2 protein-coding genes are annotated in these 26,393 nt (G+C 69.6%); both read right to left on the bottom strand.

Features of this window, described 5'->3' with window-relative positions; translation table 11 throughout:
* Entirely contained in the window at positions 1-6,579 is a 6,579-nt protein-coding gene (locus ACIBLC_RS32260) for an SDR family NAD(P)-dependent oxidoreductase (protein ID WP_399214884.1), read from the bottom strand.
* Positions 6,579-26,393 (bottom strand): type I polyketide synthase, encoded by a 19,815-nt coding sequence (locus tag ACIBLC_RS32255; RefSeq protein WP_399214883.1) that lies wholly within the window; start codon positions 26,391-26,393, stop codon positions 6,579-6,581. The genes ACIBLC_RS32260 and ACIBLC_RS32255 overlap by 1 nt, the downstream gene beginning before the upstream one ends.

Here is a 26,393-nt window from a genome sequence, read left to right as displayed (position 1 = left end):
TCACTTGCCCCTCTCGTCCAAAGCCAGGTCGACCAGTGCGTCCAGGTCCAGCGCCGCCAGTTCGTCCGCGCCGGTACCCGCGTCCGGTACCGGCCCGTCGGCACCCGACTGGGGCGGGTTGGCGCACGCCAGAACCTGCTCCAAGATGCCCGCGCTCCGCAGCCTGTCGATGGGGACGGTCAGCAGCGCTTCTCGGATCTCCGCGTCCTCGGCCGCGCTGGTGTCCGGTGCCGGACGCAGCAGGCCCGATATGTGCCGGCCCAGCTCGCGTGGTGTCGGGTAGCTGAAGACGAGAGCGGACGGCAGGCGCAGTCCGGTGGAGGAAGCCAGGCGGTTGCACAGTTCGACCGAGGTAAGCGAGTCGAACCCGAGGTGGGTGAAGGCCTGGTCGGCGTCGACGGCTGCGCTGGTGGTGTGCCCGAGCACGATGGCGGCGTGCTCGCGGACCCAGTCCAGTACGGCTGCCTCCGCCTCGCCTTCAGGCAGGGCCGACAGTCCGGCGGGCAGGTCGAGGGGCCCGCTGCCCTTAGCCGTGCGGGGCCGGGTCCGGGTCCGGGTCAGACGGCTGCTGTCGACGAAGTCGCGCAGGAGGAGCGGCAGTTCGTCGCCGGTCTTGTTCCGGAGCGTGGCGAGGTCCACCCGGGCCGGGATGAGCACGGGCTTGCCGTTCGCGCACGCCGAGTCCAACAGGGCCAGCGCTTCGGGTGTGGGCATCGGGGCGATGCCCAGCCGTCGGATCCGCGAGAGGTCGGCCTCGTCCAGGCCCCTGGTCATACCGCTGCTCTGCTCCCACCAGCCCCAGCACAGCGAGGTGCCGACCAGCCCGGCCGCCCTGCGCTGTGCCGCCAGGCCGTCCAGGAAACCGTTGGCCGCGGCGTAGTTGGCCTGTCCTCCGCCGCCGAGCGTGCCCGCGAGGGCGGAGAACTGGATGAACGCCGACAGGTTGTGTCCCTTGGTCAGCTCGTGCAGGTTGACCGCACCTCCGGCCTTGGCACCCAGTACGTGCGCGAAGCCGTCCGCGGTCAGCGACTCGACCGTGCCGTCCGCCAGTACACCCGCGGCGTGCACGACCGCCGTGAGCGGGTACCGCGGGGGCATGTCCGCGAGCATGTCCGCCACGGCGGCCCGGTCCGCGACGTCGCAGGCCACGACCTTGACGGCCGCGCCCGCCTTCTCCAGGTCCCTGACCAGATCGGGAACCCCGACGGCCGTCGCCCCCCGACGGCTCGCCAGCACCAGACTGCGCACACCGTGTTCGGCCGCGAGGTGCCGGGCCACCAGCGAACCCACTCCCCCGGTGCCGCCCGTGACCAGCACGGTCCCACCGCCGAAGCCGCCGCCCACCTCGATGACCAGTTTGCCGACGTGCCGGCCCTGGCTCATCTCGCGGAAGGCCTTGCGTGCGTCGCGGATGTTCCGGACGGAGATGGGGTTCAGGTGCACCCGCCCGTCGGCGAACAGTTCCATGACGTCCCCGAACAGTTCGAGCCGGACGTCCGGGCTCGCCTCGTAGGCGTCGAAGGCCCGGTAGTCGACCCCGGGATGACGGGCCGCCACCTGGTGGGGATCGCGGATGTCCGTCTTCCCCATCTCGATGAAGTTGCCGCCCCCGGGGAGCAGTCGCAGCGAGGCGTCGACGAACTCGAACGCGAGGGAGTTCAGAACGACATCCACACCGCGACCGTCCGAGGAGTCCAGGAACTTCTCCACGAACTCCAGATCCCGCGAGGACGCCAGGTGGTCGTCGTCCAGTCCCAGCGCGCGCAGGGCGGGCCACTTGGCCGGGCTCGCGGTTCCGTACACCTCGGCACCGACATGCTTCGCCAGTTGAACGGCGGCCATTCCGACGCCGCCGGCCGCGGCGTGGATGAGGATCCGCTGTCCCTTTTCGAGCTTCGTCAGGTGGAAGAGCGCGTAGTAGGCCGTGAAGAAGGCGCTCGGCACGGACGCCGCCTCGGCGTGGCTCCACCCGTCGGGGGTGGGCACGAGCAGGCGGTGATCCGCCACGGCCACGCGGCCGAATGCGCCGGGGAAAGCCCCCAGCACCCGGTCACCTGGTGCGAAACGGGTGACGTCGTCCGCGACCTCCAGCACCGTTCCGGCGCCTTCACTGCCGAGTCCGGCGCCGAAGGCCGTTCTCTCCACCAGTCCCAGGGCCATGGTGACGTCCCGGAAGTTCAGCCCCGCGGTGTGTACGGCGATGCGCACCTGCCCGTTCGCCAGGGGCGCCTCCACCTCGGGGCAGGGAACCCACATCAGGTTCTCCAGAGTTCCCTTGTCCGGAATACCCAGCCGGTGAGCACCGACGGCCGCCGGCGGCACGATCTGGTGATGCGCGGGCGAGGCAGGTGTCATATGGGGCGTGCGGAACACGCCGTTCCGCAGTGCCAGTTGATCATCGCCCAGGGCGAACGTGTCCGGGAAGGAGGCGAACGATGTCCGCTCGTCGTCGATGTCGACCAGCCGGAACCTGCCGGGGTGCTCCGACTGCGCGGACCGGATCAGACCCCACACGGACGCGCCGGGGAGGCTTTCGACGCTCTCCCCTCCGCCGGTGTCCTGGGCCAGGCGGGTGAGGACCACCAGCGTGGATCCGGCGAGCCGCTGCTCGGCGACGAACCGCTGGACCCAGTCCAGCACGCGCGTGTCGACGCTGCCGACCGCGGTGAGCAGATCGGCGTCGGCGGGGACGAAGTCGTCCAGGCACAGCACGATGTCCCGGGGTGTCTCCTCCGAGAAGACGTCGTCCAGGGACTCGTAGAGCTCGACACTCTCGTCGACTGCCCCGGAGAGCCGAGAGGCCAGCCCGTTCTTCGCGCCGAGAACCCCCCACCGCCCTCGGCGGGTCTCCCGCCTGCTCTGCTGGACCGGTCGCCATTCCAGTTCGAACAGCGACTGCTCCAGCCCGCCGCGTACCGAGCGCACCTGCTCGGCGCTCGCCCGCCGGAACGTCAACGCCTGTACGTGAGCGATCGCGCGGCCGTCCTCGTCGGCGATCTCCAGGGACACGACGCCTTCGCCGACCGGGACGATCCGGACCTTCACGCTCGGTCCGCACTCCCCGAAGAGTTGCACGCCGGACAAGGAGAAGGGCATCCAGCCCTGGCCGTCGCCCACGTCGAGGACGCCGCCGGGCACCACCGCGTGCAGCGCCGAGTCGATCAGCGCCGGATGCAGGGCGAACCCGCCGCCGGCCGAGCCGTCGTCGGTCTCCGGCAGTGTGGCCAGCACATAGAGGTCGTCGCCCTGCTGCCACACTTCCCGCAGCCCGCGGAAGGTCGGACCGTAGTCGAACCCCGTGTCCGTGAGGGAGTCGTAGAGACCGTCGATGTCCAGGTGTCTGGCCCCGACCGGCGGCCACACGGCGAGTGAGCGCGCGTCGTCGGTCCCCGCGGCCTGCTGCGGTGTGCCCGGTGACACGCTCCCCGTCGCGTGACGGGTCCAGCCGCCCACCGTCCCGGCGTCCTCGCCGAGGCGCGAGTACACGTCCAGGGAGCGGTGTCCTGTCTCGTCCGCCGCACCGACGACGACCCGCACCTGCACGTCACCCGATCTGGGAAGGACCAGGGGTACTTCCAGGGAGAGTTCGTCGATCGCCGCACACCCGACGAAGTCGCCGACGGACAACGCCAGGTCCATGTAGGCCGTCGCCGGTACGACGACCGTGCCGAACACGGCGTGATCGGCCAGCCAGCCGTGGGTCCGCAGGGACCACTGATCGGTGAACACCACCTCGCCGGTGCGGGGGTGGTCCACCATGGCGCCCAACAGCGGATGCGCGGGAGCCGAGAGGCCGGCCGAGGCCACGTCCGCTGCATCCGCCCCGACCGTGAAGTCCAGCCAGTACCGCTGCCGTTCGAACGCGTACGTCGGGAGATCCACCCGCCGGCGTGCCCCGAACAGAGCCTCCCAGTCCACGGCCCCGCCCCGGACGTGCAACTCGGCCAGCGCGCCCAGCAGCGCCTCCGCCGCCCCGCGGTCCCGCCGTGACGACGACACGACCATCGCGTCGTCCACGCCCTCACCGGCGAACGCCTCCTTGGTGATGCTCGCGAGCGTCGCTCCCGGGCCCACTTCGAGGAAGACGCTCGCCCCGGCCGTACGGGCGTACTCCACCGCGTCGTAGAAGCGAACGGGTTCGCGGACGTGGTTCACCCAGTGCTCGACGGAGGTCAGCTCCTGGAGCGTGGCCTCGCGGCCCAACCGGGTCGAGACGATCGGTATCGCGAGCTCCCCGGTGGAGAGCTCGCCGATCGACACCGCGAACTCGTCCAGGACCGGGTCCATGAGCGGGGAGTGGAACGCGTGGTCGACCGCGAGCAGTTTCGCCGACGTGCCGCCGCCGACGAGACGCTCCCGAAGGGCGTGGACCTCGTCGCGGACGCCCGAGACCACGACCGATTCGGGGCCGTTGACAGCGGCGATGCCGAGACCGTCGTAGCCGCTGAGCATCGAGCTCACGTCGGCTTCCGGGGCGCGGACCGCCAGCATGGCGCCCCGCTCGGTGACCTGCTGCATGACCCGTCCGCGAGCGGCCACGAGCCTCGTCGCGGAATCCAGGTCGATGGCACCGGACACGTGAGCGGCGGCGATCTCGCCGACGGAGTGACCGATCAGGTGGCTCGGCCGCGGACCGTACAGCGACAGGAGCCGGTACAGGCTGACCTGCAGGGTGAACAACGCCGGCTGCGCGATGTCCGTTCGCTCGCGTTCCGCGATCTCGTCGGCGAGGAGCAGAGGCTTCAGATCGAAGGGGAGGTGTACGGCGAAGCGTTCACAGATTTCGTCGAGGCTCCGCGCGAAGACAGGAAACACCTCGTACAACTGCCGCGCCACACCGGCCCATTGCGCCCCCTGCCCCGGGAACATGAAGACCGTGTCACCGAAGTCTCCGGCGACACCGCGCACCACCCCGGCGGACTCGACACCGTCGCTCAGCGATGTCAGACCGCTCAGCAACGCGTCCCGGTCATGCCCCAGTACCACCGCACGATGTTCGAGCAGCGCCCGGCTCGTCACCAGTGACCGACCGACGTCGGCGATGTCCAGGTCCGCGTCGGCGGCGGCGAAGTCGCGCAGCTTCTCCGCCTGTGCCCGCAGCGCCTCCTCCGACCGTGCCGAAACGATCCACGGCACCGGTCCGTCCGCCCCGACCGGCACGTCTCCGGCGGCGGGCGCCGCCGCCTCCTCGGGCGCCTGCTCGAGGATCAGGTGCACATTGGTACCGCTCACGCCGAATGCCGACACCGCGGCCCGCCGCGGCCGATCACCGGTCTCGGGCCACGGCCGCGACTCGGCGAGCAGCTCGACCGCGCCCGCGGACCAGTTCACGTGCGGCGTCGGCTCGTCCAGGTGAAGCGTCTTCGGCAGGGTGCCGTGCCGCATGGCCATGACCATCTTGATGACACCCGCCGCGCCCGCCGCGCACTGCGGGTGGCCGATGTTCGACTTCACCGACCCCAGCCACAGCGGCCGGTCCGCGGGCCGGTCCTTGCCGTAGGTGGCCAGCAGCGCCTGAGCCTCGATCGGGTCGCCCAGCGTCGTGCCCGTGCCGTGCGCCTCGACGGCGTCCACCTGGTCGGCCGTCAGCCGAGCGTCCGCCAGGGCCTCGCGGACGACGCGCTGCTGGGAGGGTCCGTTGGGGGCGGTGAGGCCGTTGCTCGCCCCGTCCTGGTTGATCGCCGAGCCGCGCACGACGGCCAGCACCTGGTGGCCGTTCCTCCGCGCGTCGGAGAGGCGTTCCAGTAGCAGCAGGCCCACGCCCTCGCCCCAGGCGGTGCCGTCCGCGCCGGACGCGAACGGCTTGCACCGGCCGTCCGGGGCCAGTCCGCGCTGGCGGCTGAACTCGATGAACACGCCGGGCATCGTCATGACCGTCACGCCGCCGGCCAGGGCCAGCGAGCACTCGCCGTTCCGCAGCGCCTGGGCTGCCAAGTGCAGCGTCACCAGCGACGAGGAGCATGCCGTGTCGATCGTGACGGCCGGTCCCTCAAGACCCCATACGTAGGAGATGCGCCCGGAGGCGACCGCGGGCGCCTTGCCCGTCAGCAGGTAGCCGTCGAGCCCTTCCGGCGACTTGTGCATCGGCGCCCCGTACTCCTGGTGCGCGATCCCCACGAAGACGCCCGTACGGCTGCCGCGCAGCGTCGTCGGATCGATGCCCGCCCGCTCGATCGCCTCCCACGAGGTCTCCAGGAGCAATCGCTGCTGCGGGTCCATCGCCATCGCCTCGCGCGGGCTGATCTCGAAGAAGCCCGGGTCGAAGACGTCGGCGTCGTGCAGGAAACCGCCCTCGCGCACATACGACTTGCCGTGGGTGCCCGGCTCCGGTGCGTAGAGCTCGTCGAGATCCCAGCCGCGGTTCCGCGGAAAGCCGGTGATGGCGTCGCGCCCGGCGGCGACCAGGTCCCACAGCTCCTCCGGCGAGCGTACGCCGCCCGGATAGCGGCAGCCCATACCGACGATCGCGATCGGTTCGTGCGACGCCGCGGAGAGCTCGGCGTTGAGGCGGCGCAGGCGCTCCGTCTCCTTGAGAGATGCCCTCAACGCCTCGACAACGGCATCGTTCGAATCGGCCATCATGACCTCCGCGTCTCGTCAGGAACGTCGTTCTTCATCGCCATGCGCACGAGGTCGTCCACACCCATCTCGTCCAGCGAGGGCCCGTCGCCGTTCTCCGGCGCGTGATCCACACCGTTCGTCTCGGCGCCGCCGGCCGTCGGGCGGCTCGCCAGGCTCAGCAGCGACTCCAGCAGCCCCGCCTCGCGCAGCCGTGCCGTCGGAATCGACAGCACCAGCTCCCGCACCGCGGCATCGTCCACGTCGGCCGGCGTCCCGACAGGGGCGGCGCCTTCGGCCGTCCGCTCCGGGAACAGCTCCTCCCGCAGGTACTGAGCAACGGCGATCGGCGTCGGACAGTCGAACAGCAGCGTGCTGGGCAGTTGCAGCCCGGTCACACGCCGCAGCCGGTTCCGCAGCTCCACGGACGTCAGCGAGTCGAACCCGGCCAGGGCGAACGCCCGCCCCGCGCCGAGCGCATCCGGCCCGCTCAGGCCGAGGACCGCCGCGGCGTGCGCACGGACGGTCTCCAGCAGAGCGTCGTCGAACTTGCCGTCCGGCAGCCCCTTCAGCCAGGCCACCAGGTCGTTCTCGTTCACCCCACCGGCGTCGCCGGAGTGCGCCGTGGTGGGCACGATGACGTCGGGAAGATCGGCGATGAGAGGGCTGGGACGGGCCGCGGTGAAGGCGGGCGCGAAGTCCGCCCACTCCACCTGAGCCACCGTCACCTGCGTCTCCTCGCGCCCCAGCGAAGCGGCCAGCGCCGCCACCGCCGTCTCGGGTGCCATCGGCGGCAGCCCCTGGCGACGCAGCCGTTCCTCCACCTCGCCGGTCACCAGGCCGCCGCCACCCCACGACCCCCAGGCCACGGCGGTCGCGGGCAGCCCGGCCGCCCGCCGCACGTGCGCCAGCGCGTCGAGGAAGGCGTTCGCCGCGGCGTACCCGCCCTGCCCGGCGCTGCCCCAGACACCGGCGGCCGAGGAGAACAGCACGAACGCGTCCAGCTCCAGGTCGGCGGTGAGCTCGTGCAGCACCGCGGCGGCGGCCACCTTGGGCCGGAGCACCCGCTCCAACTGCTGCGCCGTGAGGGACTCCACCAACCCGTCCGCGAGCACCCCGGCGCCGTGGATCACCGCGGTCAGCGGGTGCTCCTCCGGAACCGACGTCAGCAGTTCCCGCAGCCCGTCCCGGTCGGCGGCATCCACCGCGGCCACGGTCACACGCGAGCCGAGCTCCGTCAGCTCCGCCTCCAGCTCCGCGATGCCGGGCGTTTCCTTGCCGCGCCTGCTGACGAGCAGAAGGTGCGGCGCTCCGGCCCGGGCCAGCCAGCGGCAGACATGGGATCCGACGGCGCCCGCGCCGCCCGTCACCAGTACGGTGCCCCGCGGACGCCACTCCCGCGTAGGCACGTCACCCAGCGGTGCCCGCACCAGTCGTCGTCCGGACGCTCCCGAGGTGCGCACCGCCACCTGGTCCTCGCCCTGGCCTCCGCCTGTGCCGGCCGTTCCGCCGACGCCGGCGAGGACCGCGCACAGCAGTTCCGCGGCGCGCCCGTCCATCCGCGCGGGCACATCCACAAGCCCGCCCCACCGGTCCGGCCGCTCCAGCGCCACTGCCCGGCCCAGGCCCCAGATCTGGGCCTGGAGCGGGTTGGCGACGGCGTCCGCGTTCGCCGTGGACACCGCCTCGCGTGTCAGGCACCACAGACGAGCCTCGACACCCTCGTCGTCCAGCGCCTGCACCAGAGCGACCGTGCCCGCCAGGCCGTCGGAGACCGGTTCGTGCGCGGCGGCCAGGCCGTCGTCGACGAGCGCGGCGAGGGACAGTACGCCGGTGAGGCGGACGGGGGCCTCGCCCTCGGCGAGGGCGGTGGCGAGGCTTCGGCCGAGCGCGGTGCGGTCCCGTAGCTCGGCCGGTGCGACGTCCCAGCGGATCGCCTCGGCGCCGCGCTGCCGCAGTGCGTCGAGGACCGTCTCCACCACGGGGTCCGACGCGACCGTCTCGGGGACGACCACCAGCCAGGCGCTCCCCTCCAGCCCCGGCGCCGCTCCGGTCCCGATGCCGAGCAGCGGCTTCCACGTCGCGCGGTAGCGCCAGCTCTCCTGCACCGACCGGTCCAGCCGACGCCGCCGCCACGACGACATGGCGGACAGCACAGCGGGAAGGCTGGTGTTCACGCCGTCGCGCTCGCCCCGCACGTCCCCCAGCCCCAGGGTGCCGGCCAGCGCGTCCAGATCCTCCCGATCGACCGCGTCCCAGAACTCGGCCTCGACCGGATCCGCGGAAGCTCCGACCGGGCGGTCGGTGTCGGTTTGTTTGGTGTCCAGCAGCCAGTAGTGCTGGTGTTGGAAGGGGTAGGTGGGCAGGTCGAGGTGGGTCGGCCGGGTGGCGGGGTAGAAGCCCGCCCAGTCGACACCGGCGTGGATGTGGGTGTGGGTGGTGGCCAGGGAGGTCAGTACCCGCTGCCAGGTGTCCTCCTCCCGGCGCAGAGTGCCGGTGACAGCCACCTCAGTGGTGCCTGCGTGGTCCTCCGCGGTCTCCTGCAGAGGGTGGGTGAGGACCGGGTGAGGGCTGGACTCGATGAACAGGGTGTGACCGTCGTCCAGCAGAGCCCGGGTGGCGGCCTGGAAGTCGACGGTGGTGGCCAGGTTCTCGTACCAGTACTCCGCGTCCATCACCGTCGTATCAGCCATCGCACCACCGACATGACGAGTGACGGACGAGTAGAAGGCGACACTGGCCGGCCGAGGCTCTATCGGTGCCAGCAACTCCAACAACCGCTCGTGCAGGGCTTCGACATGCGGAGTGTGGGAGGCGTAGTCGACAGGGATACGGCGGGCGCGGATGCTTTCGCTTTCACAGTGGGCGAGGAGGTCTGCCAGTGCGTCGGCATCACCCGCGACCACCGTGGACGAGGGTCCGTTGACCGTCGCCACGAACACCCGTCCCGCCCAGCGGACGATCAGATCCTCAACGTCCGCCACGGGAAGGGGAACCGACACCATTCCGCCCCGGCCGGCGATTCCGGCGATGGCCTGTGAGCGCAGTGCCACCACGCGAGCGGAATCCTCCAGCGACAGCACACCCGCGATATGCGCGGCAGCGATCTCCCCCTGCGAATGCCCCACCACCGCATCCGCCGTCACACCCAAGTGCTCCCACAGACGGGCCAGAGAGACCATCACCGCCCACAGAGCGGGCTGCACCACATCAACCCGCTCCAGACTCGGAGCATCCGGCACCTGACGCAGCACATCGATCAGATCCCAGCCGGTGAACGGCTCAAGCGCCGCCGCACACGCACCCAACTCCCGCGCAAACACCGGCGACGAACCCAACAACTCCACACCCATACCGACCCACTGCGCACCCTGACCAGGGAAGACGAACACAGTCCTCCCCGGCTGGGCCGCCGCCGTACCAGAGATCACCTGCGGCGACGGGTCACCGCCGGCCAGCGCAGCCAACCCACCCCGGAAATCAACCAGTTCACGACCGACCACCACCGCCCGATGATCAAACACCGACCGGCCCGCCACCAGCGCATGACCCACCTCAACCGGCGACAGCGCCGGATGACGGTCAAGATGCTCCAACAGCTGCCGCGCCTGATCCCGCAGCGCCACCTCCGACTTCGCCGACACCACCCACGGCAACGACCCATCCGTCACCACCACCGGCTCAACGGAGGCAACCTCAGCTTCCGGAGCCTGCTCCACGATGAGATGCGCGTTCGTCCCGCTGACACCGAACGACGACACACCCGCCCGACGCGGACGCCCCGTCTCCGGCCACGACCTCGCCTCCGTCAACAGCTCAACAGACCCCGCCTCCCAATCAATATGCGGAGACGGAGCATCAACATGAAGCGTCCTCGGAAGAGTCCCCTGCCGCATCGCCATCACCATCTTGATGACGCCACCCACACCCGCCGCAGCCTGGGAATGACCGATATTCGACTTCAGCGAACCCAGCCACAACGGCCGACCCTCCGGCCGATCCTGGCCGTAGGTGGCCAGCAGCGCCTGGGCTTCGATCGGGTCACCCAACGTCGTACCCGTGCCATGCCCCTCCACCACGTCGATGTCGCGCGATGACAGGCCCGCGTTGGCCAGGGCCTGGCGGATCACCCGCTCCTGCGAAGGCCCGTTGGGAGCGGTCAGGCCGTTACTCGCACCGTCCTGATTGACCGCCGAACCACGCACGACCGCCAACACCTCATGGCCATTCCTCCGCGCATCGGAAAGACGCTCCAGCAGGACCAGGCCCACACCCTCAGCCCAACCCGTGCCGTCGGCGGCGGCAGCGTAGGACTTGCACCGCCCATCGGTGGACAGGCCGCGCTGCTTGCTGAACTCGGTGAAGAGGTCAGGCGTCGACATGACGGTGACGCCGCCGGCCAGGGCCAGGGAGCACTCACCGCTGCGCAGCGCCTGCGCCGCCAGGTGGATGGCCACCAGGGAGGAGGAGCAGGCGGTGTCGACCGTGACGGCCTGTCCCTCGAACCCGAAGGTGTAGGCGACACGGCCCGAGGCGACGCTGCCCGCGCTGCCGTTGATCAGGTAGCCCTCGAGGTCTGCGGGGACGGAGCTGAGGCGGCTTCCGTAGTCGCCGTACATGACGCCGGTGAAGACGCCGGTGGGGGTGCCCTGAAGCGTGGTGGGGTCGATACCGGCGCGCTCGATGGTTTCCCAGGCGACCTCCAGCAGGAGGCGTTGCTGGGGGTCCATGGCGAGGGCTTCGCGGGGGCTGATACCGAAGAAGGCGGGGTCGAAGGCGCCGGCGTCGTAGAGGAAGCCGCCTTCGCGGACGTACGTCTTGTTGGGCCGGTCGGGATCGGGGTCGTACAGCGTCTCGACATCCCAGCCTCGGGTGGTCGGAAACTCCGCGACGACATCCGTCTCGCTCGCCACCAGGTTCCACAGGTCGTCCGGGGACTGCACGCCGCCCGGGTACCGGCAGCCGATGGCCACGATGGCGATGGGCTCGTCAGTGGCGACCGTTGTGGCCGGGGCGGCGGTGAGCGCGTGGGCGGCCGGGGCGAGAGTGGCGTAGAGGTGGGCGGCCAGGCGGTGCGGGGTGGGGTAGTCGAAGACCAGGCCGGCAGGGAGGCGCAGGCCGGTGGCGGCGTTGAGACGGTTGCGCAACTCGACCGCGGTCAGCGAGTCGAACCCGAGGTCCTTGAACGCCTGGGCGAGGTTGATTGTGTCGGACGTGGCATGGCCCAGGACCAGGGCGACGTGGGTTCGGACGAGGTCGGCGAGGGTTTCCTCGGCCTCCTCCTGGGAGAGGTGGGCCAGGCGATCGCGGAGGCCGGCGGCGTTGGTCGCCGTGCCGGCGGTGGCCTTGCGGACGGGAACGCGCACGAGGCCCTGTAGGACAGCGGGGAGAGTGCCGGTCTCCAGGTGAGGACGGAGCAGGGCGGGATCGATCTTGGCAGGGACCGGGCAGGCGCTGCCCGTGGCACGGGCGGCTTCGAACAGCGCCAACCCCTCCTCCGCCGTGATGGGTTCGACTCCGAGGCGGGTCAGGCGGGTCAGATCCGCATCGCCCAGGTGGCCGGTCATATCGCTGCTGTCGGACCACAGTCCCCAGACCAGCGAGGTGGCGGGCAGGCCGTCGGCGCGACGGCGCTGGGCCAGTGCGTCGAGGAAGACGTTCGCCGCGGCGTAGTTGCCCTGTCCCGGACTGCCGAGAACGCCCGACAGGGAGGAGAAGAGGATGAACTCGGCGAGGTCCGTCTCACGGGTGAGCTCGTGCAGGTGCCAGGCGGTGTCGACCTTCGGGCGGAACACACTCTCGACGCGCTCCGGCGTCAGAGAGGTGATGATGCCGTCGTCGAGGACGCCTGCGGCGTGCACGACGACGGTGAGGGGGTGTTCGTCGGGGATGGCCGCGAGGAGAGCGGCGAGCGCGTCGCGGTCGGCGGTGTCGCAGGCGACGATGGTGACCTTCACGCCCAGCTCGGTCAGTTCGGCGGCGAGTTCGGACGCGCCCGGAGCATCCGGGCCTCGCCGACTGGCCAGCAGCAGATGACCGGCCTGCCGAGCCAGCGCGTAACGGCGGGCGAACAACCTGCCGAGGGTGCCCGTGCCTCCGGTGATCAGGACCGTGCCACCCGCGGCCGGCTCCGGCGAGGCGGCGGCGTCGAGCCTGCTCTCCCGCACCAACCGGGGGACGTACACCTGCTCATCGCCGTCGCGGAGGGCCATCTGCGGCTCGTCGCTTCCCAAGGCTGTACGGAACGACTCGGCGGAGACAGCGTTCTCGTCCACGAGATCGATCACCGTGAAACGGCCCGGGTTCTCGGTCTGAGCCGTGCGGATCAGACCCCAGACAGCGGCGTCCACGGGGCTGGGCGACTCGGTGTCGGCGTGGACCGCGACGGCTTGTCTGGTGACGAACACCAGTCGGCTGTCGGCCAGCCGCTCCTCGGCGAGCCACGACTGGACCATGTCCAAGGCGTACTGAACAGCCTCGCGCGCGGAGCCGGGGACATCCTCGGCCGAGCCGGAGCGCTCCAGCAGACCGGTGGCCACGACCAGGTCCGGAAGGGGAGCGGTGTCGTCCGCCAGCAGCAGCGCCAACTCCGGCGGGCTCTCGACCTCCACGTCGTCGGGCAGCAACGTGACCAGCGCCTCGGGGACGTCAGTGCCCAGGAACGCCACTCGGCCGGTCTTGAGTCCGCCCACGACGGCCATGGGGATCCAGTCCAGGCGGAACAGATGGTCGTCTTCTCCGCTCGCGACCGCCTTCGCCAACTGTTCGGCAGTGATCGGCCGCATGCCCAGCGAGGCCACCTCGGCGACCGGCTGTCCGGCTGGGTCGGCAAGCCTTACGCGCAGCGTCCCCGCGTCAGAAGTGGTGATCTGCACACGCAATGCCCGGGCACCTACGGCGTGAAGCTGGACGTTCGACCAGGCGAACAGCAGAGGCACCTGGTCCGAGTCCTGCTCGGAACGGGTGAAGACGGTCGCGTGGAGCGCGGCGTCGAACAGGGCGGGGTGAATGCCGTATTGGTCGGCGTCGGTGGTGTCGTCGTTGTCGGTGGGGAGGGTGACCTCGGCGTAGAGAGTGTCGCCATGGCGCCAGGCGGCGGTCACGCCCTGGAAGGTGGCGCCGTAGCCGTAACCATAGTCGGCGAGGAGGTCGTAGAGAGTGTCGGTGGGCAACGGGGTGCCGCCGACCGGCGGCCAGGCCGCCGGCGCCGCCCACTCGGCTGTGTCCGGTGTGGCGGACGTCTGGGGGGCGAGGGTGCCGGTGGCGTGGCGGGTCCAGGGCCGGTCGGGCGTGGAGTCGTCGGGTCGGGAGTGAACGGTGAGTGCCCGGCGGCCGTCGTCGTCGGGTGCTTCCACGTGCACCTGGAGGTGCACGCCGTCGACGGACGGGAGTGTCAGGGGTGCTTCGAGGGTCAGGTCTTCCAGGTGCGGAGTGCCGATGGCCTGGCCGACGTGGAGGGCGAGTTCGACGAACGCGGTGCCCGGCAGGAGGGGGGTGTCGTAGACGGCGTGGTCTGCCACCCAGGGATGGCTGCGCAGCGACAGACTCCCGGTGAACAGGTGGCCTTCGCCGTCAGCGAGGGCGACTGAGGCACCGAGCAGGCCGTGGTCGGCGGCGTGCAGGCCGAGGGTGTGGGGATCGGTGTCGGTTTGTTTGGTGTCCAGCAGCCAGTAGTGCTGGTGTTGGAAGGGGTAGGTGGGCAGGTCCAGGTGGGTCGGCCGGGTCGCGGGGTAGAAGCCCGCCCAGTCGACACCGGCGTGAGTGTGGGCGGTGGCCAGGGAGGTCAACACCCGCTGCCAGGTGTCCTCCTCCCGGCGCAGAGTGCCGGTCACAGCCACCTCACCGGTGCCCGCGTGGTCCTCCGCGGTCTCCTGCAGAGGGTGGGTGAGGACCGGGTGGGGGCTGGACTCGATGAACAGGGTGTGACCGTCGTCCAGCAGGGCCCGGGTCGCGGCCTGGAAATCGACGGTGGTGGCCAGGTTCTCGTACCAGTACTCCGCACCCATCACCGTCGTGTCGGCCATCGCACCACCCACGTGACGAGTGACGGACGAGTAGAAGGCGACGCTGGCCGGCCGAGGCTCGATCGGTGCCAGCAACTCCAACAACCGCTCGTGCAAAGCCTCCACATGCGGAGTGTGGGACGCGTAGTCGACCGGAACACGCCGGGCGCGGATGCCCGCACTCTCGCAGTGAGCCAACAACTCCTCGACAGCATCGCTATCACCCGCGACCACCGTGGACGAAGGCCCGTTGACCGTCGCCACGAACACCCGCCCCGCCCAGCGGACGATCAGATCCTCAACGTCCGTCACAGGAAGGGGAACCGAGACCATTCCACCCCGGCCCGCGATACCGGCAATCGCCTGTGAGCGCAGGGCCACCACACGAGCCGAATCCTCCAGCGACAGCACACCCGCAATATGCGCGGCAGCGATCTCCCCCTGCGAATGCCCCACCACCGCATCCGCCGTCACACCCAGGTGCTCCCACAGACGGGCCAGAGAAACCATCACCGCCCACAGAGCAGGCTGCACCACATCAACCCGCTCCAGACTCGGAGCATCCGGCACCTGACGCAGCACATCGATCAGATCCCAGCCGGTGAACGGCTCAAGCGCCGCCGCACACGCACCCAACTCCCGCGCAAACACCGGCGACGAACCCAACAACTCCACACCCATACCGACCCACTGCGCACCCTGACCAGGGAAAACAAACACCGTCTTCCCCGGCTGGGCCGCCGCCGTACCAGAGATCACCTGCGGCGACGGGTCACCGCCGGCCAGCGCAGCCAACCCACCCCGGAAATCAACCAGTTCACGACCGACCACCACCGCCCGATGATCAAACACCGACCGGCCGGCTACCAACGCATGACCGACCTCAACCGGCGACAGCGCCGGATGACGGTCAAGATGCTCCAACAGCTGCCGCGCCTGATCCCGCAGCGCCACCTCCGACTTCGCCGACACCACCCACGGCAACGACCCATCCGTCACCACCACCGGCTCCACCACAGCGTCACCGGAGGCAACCTCAGCTTCCGGAGCCTGCTCCACGATGAGATGCGCGTTCGTTCCGCTGACACCGAAAGCGGAGATCCCGGCCCGGCGCGGGCGGTCGATCTCCGGCCAGGCCCGGTTCTCTGTGAGGAGTTCGACCGCGCCCGTGGTCCAGTCGACGTGCGGGGTCGGCTTGTCCACGTTCAGCGTGCGGGGCAGCGACCCGTGCCGCAGGGCCATGACCATCTTGATGACGCCTGCGACACCCGCCGCGGCCCCCAGATGGCCGATGTTGGACTTCAGCGAGCCCAGCCACAGCGGCCGGTCCGCGGGCCGGTCCTGGCCGTAGGTGGCCAGCAGCGCCTGGGCCTCGATCGGGTCGCCCAACGTCGTACCCGTGCCATGCCCCTCCACCACGTCGACCTCGTCCGGCGTGAGACGCGCGTTGGCCAGAGCCTGACGGATCACCCGCTCCTGCGAAGGCCCATTAGGAGCCGTCAGACCATTGCTCGCACCGTCCTGATTGACCGCCGAACCACGCAGGACCGCCAACACCTCATGGCCATTCCTCCGCGCATCGGAAAGACGCTCCAGGAGAAGAACACCGACACCCTCGCCCCAGCCCGTACCGTCCGCGGCGGCGGCGAACGCCTTGATACGCCCGTCCGCCGCCAGCCCACGCTGCCTGCTGAACTCGGTGAACACACCCGGGGTCGCTATCACCGACACACCGCCGGCCACCGCGAAGGTGCACTCCCCCTGACGCAGTGCCTGCGCCGCCTGATGCAACGCCACCAAGGAGGAGGAGCATGCCGTGTCCACGGTGATCGCCGGGCCTTCCAGCCCGAGGAAGTAGGCCAGCCGGCCAGAGATCACGCTGGTCATCTTGCCGGTCATCAACAGGCCGTCCATACCCTCCGCGGCCTTGTGCAGCAATGAGCCGTACTCCAGTGACACCGCGCCGACGAAGACACCTGTCTGACTGCCACGCAACTCGGCCGGGTCCATACCCGCCCGCTCGAACGCCTCCCACGCCGTCTCCAGCAACAGTCGCTGCTGCGGATCCATCGCCGTCGCCTCACGCGGACTTATCCCAAAGAAACCGGCATCGAACTCCCCCGCACCAGCCAAAAACCCACCCTCACGGACATAACTCTTCCCCGCCCGATCAGGATCAGGGTCATACAACCCCTCAACATCCCAACCCCGATCCGTCGGCAACCCCGAAAACGCCTCACCCCCAGACGCAACCAGCTCCCACAACTCCTCAGCCGACCCCACACCCCCAGGAAGCCGACACCCCATACCCACGACAGCCACCGGCTCATCCCACCCCGAACCCACCACCACCGGCCCAGCAGCAGAAACCACCTCACCCAACAACTCACCACGCACATAACGCGCCATCGCCACCGGCGTCGGAAAATCAAAAACCGCCGTCGCAGACAAACGCAGCCCAGTCACCGCATTCAAACGATTACGAAGCTCAACCGCCGACAACGAATTAAAACCAAGATCCTTGAACGAACTCTCCGGCCGCACCGCATCAGACGACACATGCCCCAACACCGTCGCCACATGAGCACGCACCACCTCCAACACCTCACGCTCCACATCCGCCGCAGACAAACCAGCGAACCGCCCACCACCCACAACACCACCCACCGCCACCCCACCAGAAGCAGCCGCGTTTCCTTCGTTCCCTGCGTCTCCCGTGTTCCTGGACGTCCCAGGCGTCCCGGACGTCTCCAGCCAGTAGTGCTGGTGTTGGAAGGGGTAGGTGGGCAGGTCGAGGTGGGTCGGCCGGGTGGCGGGGTAGAAGCCCGCCCAGTCCACGCCGGCGTGAGTGTGGGCGGTGGCCAGGGAGGTCAATACCCGCTGCCAGGTGTCCTCCTCCCGGCGCAGAGTGCCGGTGACGGCCACCTCAGCGGCGCCCGCCTGATCCTCAGTGGTGCCTGCGTGGTCCTCCGCGGTCTCCTGTAGGGGATGGGTGAGGACCGGGTGGGGGCTGGACTCGATGAACAGGGTGTGACCGTCGTCCAGCAGGGCCCGGGTCGCGGCCTGGAAGTCGACGGTGGTGGCCAGGTTCTCGTACCAGTACTCCGCGTCCATCACCGTCGTATCGGCCATCGCTCCACCGACATGACCGGCGACCGAAGAATAGAAAGCAACCGTGGCCGGCTGAGCCTCTATCGGTGCCAGCAACTCCAACAACCGCTCATGCAAAGCCTCCACATGCGGGGTGTGGGACGCGTAGTCGACGGGGACACGCCGGGCCCGGATGCTTTCGCTTTCGCAGTGAGCCAACAATTCCTCGACAGCATCGCTATCCCCCGCGACGACCGTGGACGAAGGCCCGTTGACCGTCGCCACGAACACCCGCCCCACCCAACGGACGATCAGATCCTCAACATCCGCCACAGGAAGGGGAACCGACACCATTCCACCCCGGCCCGCGATACCGGCAATCGCCTGCGAACGCAGGGCCACCACACGAGCCGAATCCTCCAGCGACAGCACACCCGCGATATGCGCGGCAGCGATCTCCCCCTGCGAATGCCCCACCACCGCATCCGCCGTCACACCCAAGTGCTCCCACAGACGGGCCAGAGAGACCATCACCGCCCACAGAGCGGGCTGCACCACATCGACACGGTCCAAGCTCGGAGCATCCGGCACCTGACGCAGCACATCGACCAGATCCCAGCCGGTGAACGGCTCAAGCGCCGCCGCACACGCACCCAACTCCCGCGCAAACACCGGCGACGTACGCAACAACTCCACACCCATACCGACCCACTGCGCACCCTGACCAGGGAAAACGAACACAGTCCTCCCCGGCTGGGCCGCCGCCGTACCAGAGATCACCTGCGGCGACGGGTCACCGCCGGCCAGCGCAGCCAACCCACCCCGGAAATCAACCAGTTCACGACCGACCACCACCGCCCGATGATCAAACACCGACCGGCCCGCCACCAGCGCATGACCCACCTCAACCGGCGACAGCGCCGGATGACGGTCAAGATGCTCCAGCAGCTGCCGTGCCTGCTCCCGCAGGGCGGGCTCCGACTTCGCCGACACCACCCACGGCAACGACCCATCCGTCACCACCACCGGCTCCACCACAGCGTCAGCCTCGGCCTCCGGAGCCTGCTCCACGATGAGATGCGCGTTCGTCCCACTGATGCCGAACGACGAAATGCTGGCGCGGCGCGGGCGGTCGACCTTTGGCCAGGGCCGCTCTTCGGTCAGCAGTTCCACCGCGCCCGTGGTCCAGTCGACGTGCGGGGTCGGCTCGTCCACGTTCAGCGTGCGGGGCAGTACCCCGTGCCGCAGGGCCATGACCATCTTGATCACACCGGCCACACCGGATGCCGCCATGGTGTGACCGATGTTGGACTTCAGCGAACCCAGCCACAGCGGCCGGTCCGCGGGCCGGTCCTGGCCGTAGGTGGCCAGCAGCGCCTGAGCCTCGATCGGGTCGCCCAACGTCGTACCCGTGCCATGCCCCTCCACCACGTCGACCTCGTCCGGCGTGAGACGCGCGTTGGCCAGAGCCTGACGGATCACCCGCTCCTGCGAAGGCCCGTTGGGAGCCGTCAGACCATTGCTCGCACCGTCCTGATTGACCGCCGAACCACGCAGGACCGCCAACACCTCATGGCCATTCCTCCGCGCATCGGAAAGACGCTCCAGGAGGAGGACACCGACACCCTCGCCCCAGCCCGTGCCGTCCGCGGCGGCGGCGAACGCCTTGATACGCCCGTCCGCCGCCAGCCCACGCTGCCTGCTGAACTCGGTGAACACACCCGGGGTGGCCATGACGGTGACGCCGCCGGCCAGGGCCAGGGAGCACTCACCGCTGCGCAGCGCCTGCGCAGCCATGTGCATCGAGACCAGAGAGGACGAGCAGGCCGTATCCACCGTCACCGCCGGCCCCTCGAAGCCGAAGGCATAGGAGACCCGGCCGGAGAGAACACTCGCCGTGTTGCCGGTCAACAAATACCCGTCGAAACCAGCAGCACCGTCATGGAGATAAGGGCCGTACTCCTGGGTCATCGCGCCGACGAAGACACCCGTCTGACTGCCACGCAACTCGGCCGGATCCATACCCGCCCGCTCGAACGCCTCCCACGCCGTCTCCAACAACACCCGCTGCTGCGGATCCATCGCCGTCGCCTCACGCGGACTTATCCCAAAGAAACCGGCATCGAACTCCCCCGCACCAGCCAAAAACCCACCCTCACGGACATAACTCTTCCCCGCCCGATCAGGATCAGGGTCATACAACCCCTCAACATCCCAACCCCGATCCGTCGGCAACCCCGAAAACGCCTCACCCCCAGACGCAACCAGCTCCCACAACTCCTCAGCCGACCCCACACCCCCAGGAAGCCGACACCCCATACCCACCACAGCCACCGGCTCATCCCACCCCGAACCCACCACCACCGGCCCAGCAGCAGAAACCACCTCACCCAACAACTCACCACGCACATAACGCGCCATCGCCACCGGCGTCGGAAAATCAAAAACCGCCGTCGCAGACAAACGCAGCCCAGTCACCGCATTCAAACGATTACGAAGCTCAACCGCCGACAACGAATTAAAACCAAGATCCTTGAACGAACTCTCCGGCCGCACCGCATCAGACGACACATGCCCCAACACCGTCGCCACATGAGCACGCACCACCTCCAACACCTCACGCTCCACATCCGCCGCAGACAAACCAGCGAACCGCCCACCACCCACAACACCACCCACCGCCACCCCACCAGAAGCAGCGGTGCGCCGGGCGGCACGGGGACGCGCCAGGGCGCCGAGCACCGCGGGCAGAGCCCCGCTCCCGTCCTGGGCGAGTCGCGCGGTGTCCAGCCGCGCGGGAACGAGCGTCGGCTCGTTGAGAGCGATGGCCGCGTCGAACAGAGCGAGCCCCTTCTCCGCTTGCAGGGGCACCAGACCGACCCGGGCCATCCGGGCCAGGTCCGCCTCGTCCAGATCTCCCGTCATCTCGCTGCGCTGGTCCCAGAAGCCCCAGGCCAGCGAGGTGGCCGGAAGTCCCTGGGCCCGGCGGTGCTCGGCCAGCGCGTCGAGGTAGACATTCGCCGCCGCGTAGTTGCCCTGCCCGGCGCCGCCGAGTGCGGCCATCACCGAGGAGAACAGCACGAACGCCGCCAGATCACTGTCCTGGGTGAGCCGGTGCAGGTGCCATGCCGCGTCCGCCTTCGGCCGCAGCACCGTGTCCAGCCGCTCGGGCGTCAGTGCGGAAACCAGGCCGTCGTCCAGCACGCCCGCCGTGTGCACGACCGCGGTCAGGGGGTGCTCGGCCGGTATCGCCTCCAGCAGGACGGACAACGCCTCGGGGTCGGAGACGTCGCACGCCACCGCCGTGGCCATCGCCCCGAGCCCGGCCAGCCGCTCCACCAGTTCCCCGGCGCCCTCGGCCCCGGGCCCGCGGCGGCTGACCAGCAGCAGTCGCCGCATTCCGTACGCGGTCACCAGGTGCCGGGCGATGAGCCCACCCAGCGAGCCGGTGCCGCCGGTGATCAGCACCGTGCCTTCCGGATCCCACACCGGCGGCATGGTCAGCACGATCTTTCCGACGTGTTCGGCCTGGCCGAGTACGCGGAACGCCTCCGGCGCCCGCCGCACATCCCACGTCCGCACCGGCGAGTGCCGCAGGGCACCACGCTCGAACAGCGCGACGATCTCGGTAAGCGTCTCCTGGAACCGATCCGGTTCCGCGAGGGCCACCTCAACCAGGTCGAACGCCTGGTACTTCACGCCGGGATGGGCCCCGGCCACCTCCCGCGGATCGCGGATGTCGGTCTTGCCCACCTCCACGAAACGGCCCCCGCGCGGCAGCAGCCGAAGAGAAGCGTCCGTGAACTCCCGCGCTGGGCAGTCCAGTACGACGTCCACGCCCCGCCCACCGGTGGCGGACAGGAACAGTTCCTCGAACTCCGGCGTCCGCGACGACGCGATGTGCTCGTCGTCCAGTCCGGACGCCCGCAGGGCGGGCCACTCACCGGTGCTCGACGTGCCGAACACCTCCGCGCCCAGATACCGGGCCAGTTGCACCGCGGCCATGCCCACACCACCGGCGGCGGAGTGCACGAGAAGCGACTGTCCCGACCGCAGCCCCGTCAGGTTCACCAGGCTGTGATACGCCGTTCCGAACACCATGGGCACCGACGCCGCGGTCTCGAACGACCAGCCGTGCGGGATCCGTACGACCAAGCGGTGATCGGTGACCGTGACGGGGCCGAACGCCCCCGGCATCAGGCCCATCACCCGGTCGCCCGGCAGCAGCCCGGTCACGTCCGAGCCGACCTCGGTCACCACCCCGGCGCCTTCGATGCCGAGGGAGGCGTCGCCCGGGTGGTCGCCGCGTGCGATCTCCACGTCCCGGACGTTCAGTCCGGCCGCCCGTACGGAGAGCCGGATCTGGTAAGGCAGCAGCGCCTCGGCGGCGTCGGGGGCCGCCACCAGGGACAGCGCGTCCAGGGTTCCGTCGCTGGTCACGTCCAGCCGCCATGCCGCCTGCTCCTGCGGGGGAGTCAGCGCGCCATCGACCGCGGCCCGGACGAGGCGAGGCACCAGGACCTCTCCCCCGCGCACCGCGAGCTGCGGCTCGTCGCAGGCGAGCGCGGCCGGCAGAATCCGGAGGGAACGCTCGTCCTCATCGACATCGACGAGGACGAAACGGTCCGGGTTCTCCGTCTGCGCGGTACGCAGCAGACCCCACCCCGGCGCCGAGGCGAGATCCGGCTGCTCCGCGTCGCCGACCGACACCGCACCACGGGTGATCACCACCAGCCGTGTGTCGGCGAACCGCTCGTCGGCGAGCCACGACTGCACCAGGGACAGCGTCTCGCGCAGTGCGGCGCGAACGGCGTCGGGATCACCGGAGTTGGTGTCGTCGCCGGGCAGCCGGCAGGATAGGACAAACTCGGGTCGGGAAGCAGTGGTGACGAACTCATCGAACTCGGCGCTGAAGGCGGACAGGTCGGCGTACCGCTTCACCCGTGGGGCATCCAGTACGGTGCCCAGCGCGAGTCCGTCGTCGCCCACAAGCACCCACGGGCCGACCGGGGTCCCGGCGGAATCCGGTACCGCCCGGCTCACCCATTCCATGCGGAACAGCGCGTCGTGGTGCTCGTCCCGCGCCCCGCCCAGTTTCCCGGGGTCAACGGGCCGCATCGCCAGCGAACCGACCGACGCGACAGGCACGCCCTCGGTGTCGGCGACCTCCACCATCAGCGCGTCGTGGCCAGCCGGGGCCAGCCGCACCCGCACGTGCGTGGCGCCGGTCGCGTGCAGCCGCACATCGGACCACGCGAACGGCAGCCTCGGCGGCTCCTGTTCCCGCCCTGACCCTGGCTCCGGGATGAGCCCGGCGTGCAGGGCGGCGTCCAGCAGCGCGGGGTGGATGCCAAAGGCGGCCGCCTCTGTGTGGCGCTCCTCCGGCAGCACGACCTCGGCATACAGCTCCGGCCCCCGCTTCCACACCGCCCGCACTCCCTGGAAGGCGGGGCCGTACTGATAGCCGAGGGCAGCCAGCGACGCGTACAGCTCATCCGCTTCCACCGACACCGCCCCGGCCGGCGGCCATACCTGGGGATCCCACGAGGACAGCGCCGCACCACCGGGGGCGAGCACGCCCGTGGCATGGCAGGTCCAGGGCACACCTGTCCCCTCGCCGTCTGGCCGGGAGTGAATATCGACGGACCGCCGTCCGGCGTCGTCGGGCTCCCCCACTTCCACCCGCAGCTGGACGCCGCCGGTCGCGGACAGGACGAGCGGCGCCTGCAAGGTGAGGTCCTCAAGGCGGTCACCGCCCACCTCGTCACCCGCACGGAGGGCCATCTCGACAAAGGCCGTGCCGGGCAGCAGAACGGTGTCGGAGACCGCGTGGTCAACCAGCCAGCCATGCGTCTGCAACGACAACCGGCCGGTCAACACGGTGACATCCGTGCCCGCCATCTCCACCGCCGCACCGAGCAGCGGGTGTTCGACCGCCGCCTGTCCGGCCGCGGCCGCGTTTCCCGTGTTCCCGGACGTCTCCAGCCAGTAGTGCTGGTGTTGGAAGGGGTAGGTGGGCAGGTCCAGGTGGGTCGGCCGGGTGGCGGGGTAGAAGCCCGCCCAGTCGACACCAGCGTGCGTGTGGGTGTGGGTGGTGGCCAGGGAGGTCAGTACCCGCTGCCAGGTGTCCTCCTCCCGGCGCAGAGTGCCGGTCACAGCAACCTCAGTGGTGCCCGCGTGGTCCTCCGCGGTCTCCTGCAGGGGATGGGTGAGGACCGGGTGAGGGCTGGACTCGATGAACAGGGTGTGACCGTCGTCCAGCAGGGCCCGGGTCGCGGCCTGGAAATCGACGGTGGTGGCCAGGTTCTCGTACCAGTACTCCGCGTCCATCACCGTCGTATCGGCCATCGCACCACCCACGTGACGAGTGACGGACGAGTAGAAGGCAACCGTGGCCGGCCGAGGCTCGATCGGTGCCAGCAACTCCAACAACCGCTCGTGCAAAGCCTCCACATGCGGAGTGTGGGACGCATAGTCGACCGGAACACGCCGGGCGCGGATGCCCGCACTCTCGCAGTGAGCCAACAACTCCTCGACAGCATCGCTATCACCCGCGACCACCGTGGACGAAGGCCCGTTGACCGTCGCCACGAACACCCGCCCCATCCAACGGACGATCAGATCCTCAACATCCGCCACAGGAAGGGGAACCGACACCATTCCACCCCGGCCCGCGATACCGGCAATCGCCTGCGAACGCAGGGCCACCACACGAGCCGAATCCTCCAGCGACAGCACACCCGCGATATGCGCGGCAGCGATCTCCCCCTGCGAATGCCCCACCACCGCATCCGCCGTCACACCCAAGTGCTCCCACAGACGGGCCAGAGAGACCATCACCGCCCACAGAGCGGGCTGCACCACATCGACACGGTCCAAGCTCGGAGCATCTGGCACCTGACGCAGCACATCGATCAGATCCCAGCCGGTGAACGGCTCAAGCGCCGCCGCACACGCACCCAACTCCCGGGCAAACACCGGCGACGTGCGCAACAACTCCACACCCATACCAGCCCACTGCGCACCCTGACCAGGGAAGACGAACACAGTCCTCCCCGGCTGGGCCGCCGCCGTACCAGAGATCACCTGCGGCGACGGGTCACCGCCGGCCAGCGCAGCCAACCCACCCCGGAAATCAACCAGTTCACGACCGACCACCACCGCCCGATGATCAAACACCGACCGGCCGGCTACCAACGCATGACCGACCTCGACCGGCGACAGCGCCGGATGACGGTCAAGATGCTCCAACAGCTGCCGCGCCTGATCCCGCAGCGCCACCTCCGACTTCGCCGACACCACCCACGGCAACGACCCATCCGTCACCACCACCGGCTCAACGGAGACGACCTCAACCTCCGGAGCCTGCTCCACGATGAGATGCGCGTTCGTTCCGCTGACACCGAACGACGACACACCCGCCCGACGCGGACGCCCCGTCTCCGGCCACGACCTCGCCTCCGTCAACAGCTCAACAGACCCCGCCTCCCAATCAATATGCGGAGACGGAGCATCAACATGAAGCGTCCTCGGAAGAGTCCCCTGCCGCATCGCCATCACCATCTTGATGACGCCACCCACACCCGCCGCAGCCTGGGAATGACCAATGTTCGACTTCAACGAACCCAGCCACAGCGGCCGGTCCGCGGGCCGATCCTGACCATAAGTCGCCAGCAGCGCCTGGGCCTCGATCGGATCACCCAACGTCGTACCCGTGCCATGCCCCTCCACCACGTCGACCTCGTCCGGCGTGAGACCGGCACTGGCCAGGGCCTGACGGATCACCCGCTCCTGCGAGAGCCCATTGGGAGCCGTCAGGCCATTGCTCGCACCGTCCTGATTGACCGCCGAACCACGCACGACCGCCAACACCTCATGGCCATTCCTCCGCGCATCGGAAAGACGCTCCAGCAGGACCAGGCCCACACCCTCAGCCCAACCCGTGCCGTTCGCAGCCTCGGCGAACGCCTTGCACCGCCCGTCCGTTGCAAGCCCGCGCTGGCGGCTGAACTCCACGAACATGCCCGGGGTTGCCATGACGGTGACGCCGCCGGCCAGGGCCAGGGAGCACTCACCGCTGCGCAGCGCCTGCGCAGCCATGTGCATCGAGACCAGAGAGGACGAGCACGCGGTATCCACGGTCACCGCAGGCCCCTCGAAGCCGAGGGCGTAGGAGACACGGCCGGAGAGGACGCTCGCCGTGTTGCCGGTCAACAAATACCCGTCGAAACCAGCAGCACCGTCATGGAGGTAAGGGCCGTACTCCTGGGTCATCGCGCCGACGAAGACACCTGTCTGACTGCCACGCAACTCGGCCGGGTCCATACCCGCCCGCTCGAACGCCTCCCACGCCGTCTCCAGCAACAGTCGCTGCTGCGGATCCATCGCCGTCGCCTCACGCGGACTTATCCCGAAGAAGCCGGCGTCGAACTCCCCCGCAGCAGACAGGAATCCGCCCTTGGCGACATAGGACGCACCGGGTCGATCCGGGTCGGGATCGAGGAGCTTCCCGGTGTCCCAGCCGCGATCGGTGGGGAAGTCGGTGATGGCGTCGACGCCATCGCTGACCAGGCGCCACAGGTCCTCGGGAGCGCGGACATCTCCTGGATAGCGGCAGGACATGCCCACGATCGCGATGGGTTCGCGACCGGACTCCTCCAACTCGCGCACCCGCTCGCGCAGAACCTGCGCATCGCCGACGGCGCGTTGCAAGTAGGACCGGAGCTTGTCGACACCTTCCAC

The organism is Streptomyces sp. NPDC050535 (assembly GCF_044457665.1).
Lineage (GTDB): Bacteria > Actinomycetota > Actinomycetes > Streptomycetales > Streptomycetaceae > Streptomyces.
The sequence above is the reverse complement of the archived record's forward strand: the minus strand, read 5'-3'. Positions and strand labels throughout refer to the sequence as shown.